Source organism: Qipengyuania sp. B-5 (assembly GCF_056857815.1).
This window is the reverse complement of record NZ_JBSXNU010000046.1, coordinates 23,651-35,482: the sequence shown is the minus strand read 5'-3', so window position 1 is coordinate 35,482 and position 11,832 is coordinate 23,651. Positions and strand designations below refer to the sequence as shown.

The following is an 11,832-nucleotide window of genomic DNA, read 5'->3' as shown; positions in this document are numbered from 1 at the left end:
CTCTTCAACTGCTCGATCTTGCGATGTTTGTCCTCGGGCGAGACGTTCGCTTCGACTTCGTCGATACCGACCTGGCTTGCTACCGCACGCGCGGTGGCTTCGCTGTCGCCGGTAAGCATCACGATCTTGATGCCGCGCTCATGCAACGCGGCAATAGCGGTGCGGCTGGTTGCCTTGATCGGATCGGCGACCGCGATAAGGCCTGCCGGTGCCCCGTCCACGGCCACGAACATCACCGTCTGTCCGAGGCTTCGGCCTTCGTCCGCCGTTGACCGCCAGCCTTCTTCGAGCGCCCCTATACGCTCCATCATCTTTTCATTCCCGATCGCGACCAGGCGCTTGTCGACATTTGCCTGGATACCTTCGCCGGTCACGGATTCGATATCGGAAGCGTCGAGAATGGCAGCGCCCCTGTTTTGAGCCCCTTCCACGATCGCGTGGGCGAGCGGATGCTCGCTTCCTCTCTCAACGGCAGCGACAAGGCTCAGCAATTCCTGCTCGTCGAAATTTGGCTGCGGTTTTACGTCGACAAGATCAGGCTTGCCCCGGGTCAGCGTTCCGGTCTTGTCGACGACCAGCGTATCGATCTTTTCCAGCGTTTCGAGCGCTTCGGCGTTCTTGATCAGGATCCCGTGCTGCGCGCCCTTGCCGGTACCGGTCATGATCGACATCGGCGTCGCCAGTCCGAGCGCGCAGGGACACGCGATGATCAGAACGGCGACCGCGTTGACGAGCGCGTAGGCAAGGGCCGGTGCCGGTCCCCAGATGGCCCAGACGACAAAACTCACGATAGCGACAAGGACGACGATGGGTACGAACCATCCGGTGACCTGGTCGGCGAGCCGCTGGATCGGTGCCCGGCTGCGCTGCGCCTCCGCCACCATCTGCACGATCTTCGAGAGCATGGTGTCCGCGCCGACCTGCGTCGCGCGCATGGTGAAGCTGCCGGTCTGGTTTACGGTGCCCCCGATCACGGGATCGCCCGCGCTTTTCTTGACGGGAATGGGTTCGCCACTGATCATGGATTCGTCGATGGCACTGCTTCCATCCTCGAGCGTGCCATCGACGGGGACCTTGTCGCCCGGACGCACGCGCAGCAGGTCCCCCGACGTCAATTCATCGAGCGGTACTTCGCGCTCGTCCCCGCGACCGAAGATCTTCATCGCGGTCGGGGGTGCGAGTTCGAGAAGCGCTCGCAAGGCGCTCGATGTCGATCCGCGCGCCTTGAGCTCGAGCACCTGCCCGAGCAGCACGAGGGTCGTGATAACCGCTGCGGCCTCGTAATAGACGCCGACCCGGCCCGCATGATCGCGGAATGCCTCGGGAAAGATGTCCGGGGCGAGGGTTGCCACAAGGCTGAACAGATAGGCGATGGCGACGCCGAAGCCGATCAGGGTGAACATGTTGAGGTTCATGGTCCGGACCGATTGCAGCGCGCGGGTGAAGAAGGGCCAGCCGCCCCAAAGCACCACCGGAGTTGCCAGCAGGAGCTGCAGCCACTGCGCGATAGCGGGTTCGATGACCTGATCGAACGGTCGCGACGGGATCATGTCGCCCATCGCATAGGCGAAGAGCGGCAGCGTGAAGAGCGCGCTCCACCAGAACCTTCGCCGCATGTCGACGAGTTCGGGATCGGGGCCCTCGTTCAGAGTGACCGTTTCGGGTTCGAGGGCCATCCCGCATATCGGGCAAGAGCCCGGCCCCGGCTGCCGGATCTCCGGATGCATCGGACAGGTGTATATCGTACCTTCCGGGACATCCTCGACAGCATCGAGGTGCGCCTTCGAAAGATACATCTCCGGATCCGCGCGGAACTTGTCGAGGCAGCGCGAGGAGCAGAAGTAATGGTCGCCACCCTCGTGTCGATCGACGAAGCGGGCGCCGTCCATCTTCACGCTCATTCCGCAAACGGGGTCGGTCGCCGTACCCTCGATTGCATTGTGCCCATCGCTCATCTGTCGTTCTCCCCTAATTGGCCATCACCACGAACTGCCCCATCATGCCTGCGTCCTCGTGCTCGAGGATATGGCAGTGATACATGTAGGGAGTGTCGGGATCGGTATTTTCTTCGAACCGCAACAGCAGCCTGACCTGTTCACGCGGGTTGACGATTACGGTGTCCTTGAAGCCCGCCTCTTCCGCCCGCGGAGGCCGACCGTCCCGGTCGAGCAAGCGGAACTGCACGTTATGAATATGAAAGGGATGGGCCATCATCGATGCGTTGGCGATTTCCCATATTTCCCACTGACCCACCGGTACGCGCTGATTGATGACATCCATGTCCATGGTCTCGCCGTTGATCGCCATGCCCCGACCCATCATGCCCATATCGAGTACGAAACGGCGGCTGCGAACGGCGAGCGAGGGGTCTGGCGCGGCTAGCGCGGCCAGGGTGGGCGGGAGCATCACTGGAGTCGATGATCCGGAGGGACGCATATCGAGGATCGAAAAGGTGCGGCCCTGCCTCTCGCGACCGGTCCGGTTTCCCATCATTCCGCCGTCCATCATACCCCCGCCTTCTCCGGCCATCATGCCCATGGCGTTATTAGGACTGCTGGCATTCAGGCGCAGCGGGCGCCCTTCGGAAAGGTCGACGATCACTTGTGCGCGTTCGCCTGGGGCAAGGGTAAGACTGCGAATCTCGCGGGGTGCGGCAAGCAGGCCGCCATCGCTTGCGATGAGTTGCATCGGACGATCACCTTCGAGCGAGAAGGTGTAGAACCGCGCATTCGATCCATTGAGAAGCCGCAGGCGCAGCGGACCGGCGGTGGCGTCGAAAACGGCATTGGCCGTTCCGTTCACATAGATGCGCTCACCTATCACCCCCATCATCCGCGAGTGCATGTTGAGCGGGTAAACGAGGCGGCCTGAGCTGTCGATCACGCGATCCTGCACGACGAGCGGGATATCATCTACACCGTACCGGCTCGGCAGATCGAGGCGATCCTCTTCCTCGTCGCGCACGTAGATCGGGGCAGCAAGTCCGGCATAGACCTGTGGTCCGGCCCGGCGATGCGTATGAGAATGATACCAGTATAGCGAAGCGCGCTGGCGTATTTCGAAGGACGGGCTCCAGCGTTCGCCGGGCCGCACGAGTTGGTGCGGTCCGCCATCCGCGGTGGCGGGAAGTTCGAAACCATGCCAGTGGACGGTCGCATCCTCGGCAAGCTTGTTGTCGATATGAAAGCGAACCTGTTCGCCGCGGCGCATTTCGAGGGTCGGACCGAGATAGGATGCGTCGATACCGATCGTCGGTGACGGCGTGCCGGGCACGAATTCTTTCTCGCCCGGTGTCAGGGACAGGCGAAAGACACGCTCGCCCCGTTCGATCGTTCCGGCCTGTAGCCGAGGTATCGCAAGAGGATTGCTTGCTCCTCGCTGATCGAGCGACACCCTGCTTTGCGTGTCGCAACCCACCAGCGGCAGCGCCGCGAAACCCGTCGCCGCGAGGCCGGCGCTTTTCATGAAGTCGCGGCGATCCTTAAAGTCGGGCCTGTCGATACCGGGCATATTCACCTGTTTTTGCGTGGGAGGCACCGGCGCAACCGCGCGCCTCCCACCCATCATGCTATCGCGGCGTTACCGAGGTAACGACGCTGCCTTCGGTTCCAGTACGAAATTCAAAGGCTATTCCCTCACCGACACTGACCTGTTCGAGGATTTGCGCGTCGGCTTCGAAGGTCATGGTCATCGCGGGCCATCCGATACTTTCGACCGGACCGTGCTCGATGGTCACGGTGCCCGCCCCGGGATCGATGTCTGTTACCGTTCCCTCCGCGCTGGCGCTCTGCTCGCCGCCGGTCTCCTCCGCCATCGGCATTTCGCCTGACATGGGCATACTGTCCGAGTTCGCCATCTCGTCAGACATCATGGTCCCGGTGCTGTCGTCTGCAGCGTCGCAAGCTGCAAGCGCCAGCGGTGCCGCGAGCAGGATCATGTAGGTTGGGGTACGCATTCTTCTTCTCCTTGAGGGTTCGCCGGTTTTTCCGGACGGGGACGCCGCAACAACAGATAAGCGGCGGGAAGCAGGAACATGGACAGGAGCGGGGCGGTGATCATGCCGCCGACCATCGGCGCGGCGATGCGGCTCATGACTTCCGAGCCCGCGCCGGTGCCGATCAGGATCGGAAAGAGACCCGCAAGGATGACTGCGACGGTCATCGCCTTGGGCCGCACGCGCAGGAGCGCGCCTTCCCGGATGGCCTCGTCCACTTCTTCGGCGCCCAGGTCAGCTTGCCGTCGCTCCAGTGCGGCTTTCAGGTAAATCAGCATCACCACGCCGAATTCGGCGGAGACACCGGCAAGCGCGATGAAGCCGACCGCAGTCGCCACCGACTGGTTGTAGCCCATCAGATAGAGCAACCAGTATCCGCCCGTCAGCGCGAAGGGCAGCGTGCCCATGATCAGCAAGGCTTCGTCCCAGCGCCGGAAAATGAGATAGAGCAGCAGGAAGATGATCGCGAGCGTCGCGGGAACCACGATCTTCAGTCGCTCATAGGCGCGCGTCAGATATTCGAACTGGCCCGCATAGGACAGGCTGACGCCGGGAGGCAGATCGACGCCCGTGGCGACGGCCTCCTGCAGATCGGCGACCACCGAGGTAAGATCGCGGCCACGGACATCGACATAGATGTAGCTGGTCAGACGACCCTGCTCGCTCTTGAGCATCGGCGGACCGTCGCTGACGGCGATACGGGCGACAGTGCCGAGCGTAATCTGTTGGCCGGACGGCGTCAGAACCGGCAGGGCCCTGAGTTCATCGACGCTGTCCCTGATTTCGCGGGGATAGCGCACATTGATCGGATAGCGCGCCAGCCCCTCGACGGTCCGTGCGACATTGGCGCCGCCTATTGCACCAGAGACGATCTGCTGGATGTCGGCAATGTTGAGTCCGTATCGCGCGGCCGCCATCCGGTCGATATCGACATCGACATAGCGACCGCCCGACAGCCGCTCGGCCAGCGCGGAACTCACGCCAGGCACGGTCTTGGCGATACGCTCCACATCGAGTGCAACGCGTTCCAGTTGATCGAGATCGTCGCCTGACACCTTGACCCCGATCGGGCTCTTGATTCCGGTCGCGAGCATGTCGATCCGGTTGCGGATCGGCGGCACCCAGACATTGGCGAGGCCCGGCACCTGGACGACCCGGTCGAGTTCCTCGACCAGCAGATCGGGCGTCATTCCCTCGCGCCATTCTTCGCGGGGCTTGAAGCGGATCGTCGTTTCGAACATCGTCAGGGGAGCCGGATCCGTCGCCGTATCGGCGCGCCCCGCTTTACCGAACACCGTTTCCACTTCCGGGACCGACTTGATCAGGCGATCGGTGCGCTGCAGCAGCGCCGACGCCTCGCCGGGGGAAAGGCCGGGCAATGCACTCGGCATATAAAGCAAATCGCCTTCATCGAGCGGCGGGAGGAACTCGCCGCCAAGCCGGGTGAAGGGGATCGCGGTGGTCAGAAAGATCAGCGCCGCGATCGCCAGCGTTGCCTTGGGGCGCCGCATGACCCAGTCGAGCCCCGGACGATAGATTTTCGTCAGCCAGCGGTTTAGAAAATTGGAATCTTCCGAAGGGATCTTCCCACGGATCAGCCAACCCATCATCACCGGCACCAGCGTTACCGAAAGAATGGCCGCGGCAGCCATCGCATAGGTCTTGGTGAAAGCAAGCGGTGCAAATAACCGCCCTTCCTGCGCCTGCAGGGTAAAGACCGGTAGGAACGACAGCGTAATGATCAGCAGGCTGAAGAACAGCGCCGGTCCCACTTCCTTCGATGCATCGGCGATGATCCGCCAGCGTTCCTTCACCGCGAGCACGGTATCGGGATTCTCGTGTTCCCATCGCTCGAGATGCTTGTGCGCATTTTCGATCATCACAACGGCTGCATCGACCATGGCGCCGACCGCGATAGCGATCCCGCCCAGCGACATGATATTGGCATTCACCCCCTGGAAACGCATCACGATGAACGCCGCGAGCACGCCCAAAGGCAGGGTGATGATGGCGACAAGTGCCGAACGTGCGTGCCAGAGGAACAGCGCGCATACGATCGCGACGACGATGAACTCCTCGATCAGCTTGGTCGTCAAATTCTCCACCGAGGCGTCGATAAGCTGCGATCGGTCGTAGGTGGTGACGATCTCGACGCCCTCGGGAAGGCTCGCCTGCAATTCGTCCAGCTTTTCCTCGACCGCCTGGATTGCGCTGCGAGCGTCCGCGCCCTGTCTGAGAACGATGATGCCGCCGGCGACCTCTCCTTCGCCGTTGAGCTCGGCAATGCCGCGGCGCAGCTCCGGCCCGACCTGGATTGTGGCGACATCGCCAAGGGTAACCGGAACCCCGCCAGTTGCAGTCCTGAGGGGAATCTCGCGGAAATCGTCCAGCGTCGTCAGATAGCCCGACGCGCGTACCATGTATTCGGCCTCACCCATCTCGACGATCGAACCGCCGGCCTCCTGGTTGGACGACTGGATGGCGTTTACGATCTCGGCATGCGTGACGCCGAACGATGCCATCCGGTAAGGTTCGAGCACGACCTGGTATTGTTTGACCATGCCGCCGACACTCGCCACTTCGGCGATGCCTGGAATGGTCTTGAGCTCGTATCGCAGGAACCAGTCCTGCAGGCTTCGCAGCCCCGCCAGATCATGTCCGCCGGTGCGGTCGACAAGCGCATATTCGTAAATCCACCCCACGCCCGTCGCATCCGGACCGAGCGTGCTCGTAACACCCTCGGGCAGGCGGTTCTGCACCTGATTGAGATATTCGAGCACCCGCGACCGTGCCCAGTAAAGGTCGGTACCGTCCTCGAAAATGATATAGACGTAGCTGTCGCCGAACATCGAGTAGCCGCGTACGGTCTTCGCTCCCGGCACCGACAGCATGGTCGTGGCCATCGGGTAGGTCACCTGGTCCTCGACAATCCGGGGCGCCTGGCCCGGATAGTTGGATCGGACGACAACCTGGACATCGGACAGATCGGGCAAAGCATCGATCGGAGTTGTGCGGACGGCCCAGAACCCGCCAAGGGTCACAGCTATGGCGGCGAGGACGATGAAAAGCCGATTGGCGATCGAGGCATCGATAATGCGCGCGATCATTGCCCGGCACTCCTGATGGTCTCGATACGGGGGCCGGCGTCCTGCTGGGTGAAGGTAAAGCGCACTCTATCGCCTTCCTCGAACCCGCTGATCTGCGCTGCATTCTTCGTGCGGAAACTCATCGTCATGGCGGGCCAGTCTAGCCGCGGGACAGGTCCGTGCCGCAGCGTGACGGAGCCATCGGCAATCTTCTCGATCGTCCCGATTGCGCTGAATGTCGCTGGTTGGTCTTCACCGTCCCGGTCCGGGCCTGCCTCATCGATCGCACGAACATCGAGCCCTGCCAGGCTTGCCTCGGAATCGAGCAGGAACTGGCCCGAGGTCACGACCTCTTCGCCTTGCGAAAGGCCGGCCAGCACTTCGGTCCTGCCTCCCGCCTCACGGCCGATCCGGACTTCGGCAGGCATGAAGCCGCCCTCGTCCTGCTTGATCATGACGATGGTGCGGCGCCCGGTCCGGATCACCGCTTCGGAAGGAACCAGCAGAGCGCGCCGGGTGTCGGGGGTCAGCGAGACCTGCGCGAACATGCCCGGCTTGAGCCGTCCGGAAGGATTGGGCAATTGTGCGCGGACGGTGATTGTCCGGCTGGCATCCTGTGCGCTCGGCAAGATCGCGATGATCGGTCCGGAAAATCTCTCATCGGGAAACGCGGTCAGAGTTGCACTGACAGGTTGGCCGACCCGGATATTCGCTGCTTGTGTTTCGGGCACCGATGCCTCGAGCCAGATCGGCGAGAATCCGGTTATTTCCGCCAGGGTCTGGCCTGCCATCACGGTCATGCCGGGTCGCACGCCGAGCATGGTGATGGCCCCGCCGGTCGGCGCGGTGACCGTGATCGTCGCCTGCGCGCGGCCGGTCCGGCCCACCGATGAAATTTGCCCATTCGACATGCCGAGCAGCCGCATCCGCTCGCGCATGGCCTGTGCAAGCTGTTCATCGCCGCTGTTCAGGACGGCCAGATATTCCTGCTGCGCTCCTCCCCATTCGGGTACGAGAATATCGGCCAGCGGCGCGCCTCGGCTCACCACATCGTCTGGAGCACGCCCATAGGTTCGTTGTACAAAGCCGCCAGCCCTTGGCTGGACAATTGCAACGTCCCGCCCGTTGTAAGCGAGAACACCGGTAACGGACACGTCCGGCTCAAGTACGCCGTATTCGGCCTCGGCGGTGCGGATGCCGAAGTTCTGGACAAGCCCCGCGTCGATCTGAACCCCGGAGGTGGCCTCCTCGCCAGCGCATTTGGGAACAAGTTCCATATCCATGAACGGCGATTTTCCAGGCTCGTCGAAACGCTGTCCCGGCACCATCGGATCGTACCAGTAAAGCACGTCCTCACATTCGGCGCTGGATGATCCCCCGTTGCCATTTGCCTGACTTCCGCTCTCACCCCGCTGCGATAACCCGTATCCTGCGGTGACGCTGATCAGGGCGACCGTTGCCGCCATCGTCCAGGATTTCTGGCGCGGCGACAGTTTGTCCCACGCGGCTCCCATTTTGGCTCTCATGGCTGGAACTCCGTATAGGTCAGTCGCAAGGTCGTCGCGGCTTCAACTGTCGCCTCCTCACGCTCAAGGATCTCGATTTGTAGGAGCGCCAGCGCCTTGATCGCTTCGATGACGTCCAGCAGTTCGGCGCGGTTTGCCGCGAAGCTGGCCCTTTCGAGATCAGCCCGGCTTTGGGCGAGGGGTAGCAACTCCTCCGTGGCTCGCTGCCACTGGCGGTATGCGCTGCGCCAAGCGGCAAGGTCGGCCTCGAATTGCGCTTGCAGTTCGCGCAAGCGATCAAGCTGAATTGCTTGCGCTGCGCTTGCTTCGGCTTCAGCAGCGGCAATCCTCGGGTTCTGCCGCCTGCCCGCAAAGATGGGGAGCGTAATCGAGCCCATGACCGAGACGACATCACCGAACATCGGATCGCGCCTGCCATAGCTGACATTGATGCCGAAATCGGGCCGCTTCTCCGACCGGGCAAGATCGATCCTCGCATCTGCCTGTCGAACCTGTGCGATAGCGAGAATGATATCGGGATTAAGCTCTAGGGTCGCCCGGAGTCGCTCGGCATCGACATCCGCCGCGGGGATAGCCCCGGTGGCAACTGCGCCTTGCACAGCAGCATATCGCGCCAACATGGCCCGTGCCGCGTCAAGGTCGCCTTCTAGGCGGGTCCGCATGTCCTCGACTTCCAGTACCGCACGGCGAATTTCGAGGCTCTCAGCCGGCCTGGCCGATCCCGCCGCAACGGCGCTCCGCGCCAAGGGCACCAGCCTTTCGATCTGCCTAAGTGCCTCATCGATAACATTCAGAGCCTGTTGGGTGTACGCGAGCGAAATCCAGGCCTCGCCTGCTCCAAGCCGAGCCGTGAGCTGCGCGCGGGTCAACTGCGCGGAAGCCAGATCTATATCGGCCACTGCCATGCGCGCTCTCGCATGGCGCTCCGCGAGATTGGGTATGTCCTGCTCCACACCGACCTGGATCTGGGTGGGCAGCTGCCGGTCGATCTCGAAGGCTGCCGGGCCTGCCACCGGAAGGTTCTGAATCCCAGCGCGGAGGCGAGGATCTGGTAGTTCGTCAGCTGCATCAGCGACGCTGCGACGTGCCTCGAGCTGCAACTCCCGCGCTCGCACCTGCGGCTGTTCGCTAACGGCCGCTCTCAATGCCTCCTCGTAGGCGATTGACTGCGCGTAACTAGCTGGCGCCAAAGCCAGCAGGACCGGAAATGCGGTCCAGCAAATTTTCTGCATGATTTCTAGATTCCGCTAGAGCGCGCGATATAAGCGCGGACGGAACAAACGACCATCGCTAGGCGCGACGGAAAATTCGTTCAGCTTCAGTATGCAGGGCAGTCCCTGGCAATACTCAGAATTGCTCTTGCGGGGGCGGCGGCTCGGGTCCTTGATCAACGAGAGCCAGAGAATATGCGGCAAATGGGGTGAACAACGAACGCACAGCAATTTTCGTACGTTCGCCTGATGGGGCTGTGATCATGGCCAGTGGAGCGATACAACCGAGGGCCACAAGGCAATCCAGGCGAAGATTTTTGCACGGTCCGGGTTGGTCTTCCGAAGCGGTCGTAGCACCAGTCTCCATGCGCATCTCGTTACACGCCGCCTCGCTTCCCGCCGGTGCTTGCGGCACCGCCGAGGCATGAGCGGCCGACTGGACAAAGAGTCCGCAAGCAATCAGAAAAATTCCAAGAGAGCGCAGTAACTGCATCATCTAACTCTACGGGCGCAGCCGAGCCTCGACAAGCCTTCGGGATCTGTTGTGGTAGAAATCATAAATACGGTCCGCTTGCATGGGACATGAGATCAGCAGGATTCACCGATCATTGTTCGGATGGTGCCTGCCCCGCAGGGAGGGGGCAGGCTTAGGCGAAGACAATCTGGCAAATTGACGTGTGGTGCTCAGGATTACCCTGCCTCTTCATTCGACATCTGTTCCTGTTTCATCTTCATCATTTCATTGCAGTTGCGCATCATGTCCATCATTTGAGCGCGCATTTCCGGATCGTTCATCATCGCCATCATTTCAGCGCGCATCTCGGGGTTGTTCATCATCGCCATCATCCCGGACATGTCACCATCCATGTCCGACATTTCGCCCTGCATTGCACCATGCTCGTGGCTGCTCTCTTGGCCTTGCGAGCTCTCTTGTGGAGCGGGCTGATGATCGACTTGGGATTGCGCGGCCGCAGCTGTTGCGAGACCGGCGGTCGCCAAGGCTCCGAGCGCCGCTAATTTAAAACTATTAATAAAAAAGTTCCTTTCATTGTTCCGATAAGTTCAGCTTTGCGTCGTCATGCGCAGGAACTGGAAGCGCGCGAACTTGCCGCTCAGGTCACCTGCCTGGGTCATCCGCACATATCTGGCTTGCATTTTTTCCAGGGCGGTGCGGCTTCTGGGCATGTCGGCGTCAATGCGCGGGAGTGCGCTTTCTTCTTATAACCTTTCTCCGCGAATCGAACATTACCCAAAAGATAGGGCTTCCCATCATGGGAAGGTCAAGAGGGGCGTCAGAATAAAAATTGTCGGCGCAGGCTGTTTGCTTTCCTATCGTGGGAAAGTTATCCAGCATGCATGAGCCAACTGCACACAATTGGTGAGGCCGCCGCAGACAGTGGCGTGTCGGCCAAGATGATCAGGCATTATGAGAAAATCGGTCTGATCGGAGCGGCCGAACGCACCGAAGCTGGCTATCGGCTTTACGGCCCTGCCGAAATACATACGCTGCGGTTCATCCGCCGCGCCCGCAACCTTGGCTTTTCGGTAGATGATATCGGCGAATTGCTCGGTCTGTGGCACGACGAGAAAAGAGCCAGCAAGGATGTCCGGGAGGTTGCCGCCGGACACTTGGGTGCTCTGCGCGCCAAGGCGGCAGAAATTCTTTCCATGATCGACGCTCTTGAGCATCTTATCGCGGGTTGCACGAACGATGACCGGCCAGATTGTCCTATTCTCAAAGATCTTTCCAACGATGCCAATCCTGCCTTAGCAAAAGAAGTCGGTCACAAGTTCGGATACCAGCGGGTCTGCTAAAAACAGAGTTGGCGCTGGTCTGTTCTCATGGTTCGCTTCATTTTGGGTTGGACCAGCAATTGGCTGAGGACGCGTCCGACATTTGACCGGCGAGACACATAAGACTCCTGGAGCGGGCCCGAAGGTGCTGCGTCGTTGTTCGCAAAACCTCAAGCTTGGCCAGTTTCGCGATTGCAGTTTTTTGCCAAGGCGTGGTCTGC

The 11,832-nt window shown here is 61.3% G+C and carries 8 protein-coding genes; 1 reads left to right on the top strand and 7 read right to left on the bottom strand.

The features are described from left to right. The 7 genes from AC13CE_RS08540 to AC13CE_RS08510 all read right to left on the bottom strand — a co-directional run. Positions 1 to 1,955 (bottom strand): heavy metal translocating P-type ATPase (locus tag AC13CE_RS08540; RefSeq protein ID WP_482972151.1); only part of this gene is annotated, 1,955 nt, incomplete at its 3' end. A 13-nt stretch (positions 1,956 to 1,968) separates the two neighbouring features. Beyond that, positions 1,969 to 3,510, bottom strand: a complete 1,542-nt coding sequence (locus AC13CE_RS08535; protein ID WP_482972150.1) for a multicopper oxidase family protein — start codon at positions 3,508 to 3,510, stop codon at positions 1,969 to 1,971. 58 nt (positions 3,511 to 3,568) lie between these two features. Continuing rightward, on the bottom strand, positions 3,569 to 3,955 hold the full coding sequence (locus AC13CE_RS08530) for a copper-binding protein (protein WP_234029091.1): 387 nt from the start codon (positions 3,953 to 3,955) through the stop codon (positions 3,569 to 3,571). Continuing rightward, on the bottom strand, positions 3,934 to 7,101 hold the full coding sequence (locus AC13CE_RS08525; protein ID WP_482972149.1) for an efflux RND transporter permease subunit: 3,168 nt from the start codon (positions 7,099 to 7,101) through the stop codon (positions 3,934 to 3,936). The genes AC13CE_RS08530 and AC13CE_RS08525 overlap by 22 nt, the downstream gene beginning before the upstream one ends. Next, on the bottom strand, positions 7,098 to 8,594 hold the full coding sequence (locus AC13CE_RS08520) for an efflux RND transporter periplasmic adaptor subunit (protein ID WP_482972152.1): 1,497 nt from the start codon (positions 8,592 to 8,594) through the stop codon (positions 7,098 to 7,100). Before AC13CE_RS08520 ends, AC13CE_RS08525 begins: the two co-directional genes overlap by 4 nt. Positions 8,595 to 8,602: 8 nt before the next feature. Continuing rightward, on the bottom strand, positions 8,603 to 9,838 hold the full coding sequence (locus AC13CE_RS08515; protein WP_473821398.1) for a TolC family protein: 1,236 nt from the start codon (positions 9,836 to 9,838) through the stop codon (positions 8,603 to 8,605). Positions 9,839 to 10,507: 669 nt separating this feature from the next. Next, positions 10,508 to 10,705, bottom strand: coding sequence for a hypothetical protein (locus AC13CE_RS08510; RefSeq protein WP_119511742.1), 198 nt, complete (start codon positions 10,703 to 10,705; stop codon positions 10,508 to 10,510). A 468-nt stretch (positions 10,706 to 11,173) separates the two neighbouring features. Between AC13CE_RS08510 and AC13CE_RS08505 the strand changes: the two genes are divergently transcribed. Further along, positions 11,174 to 11,632 carry a MerR family DNA-binding protein gene (locus AC13CE_RS08505; protein WP_160661438.1) on the top strand — a complete coding sequence of 153 codons (459 nt, stop codon included), beginning with the start codon at positions 11,174 to 11,176 and terminating at the stop codon, positions 11,630 to 11,632. Positions 11,633 to 11,832 lie beyond the last annotated feature (200 nt).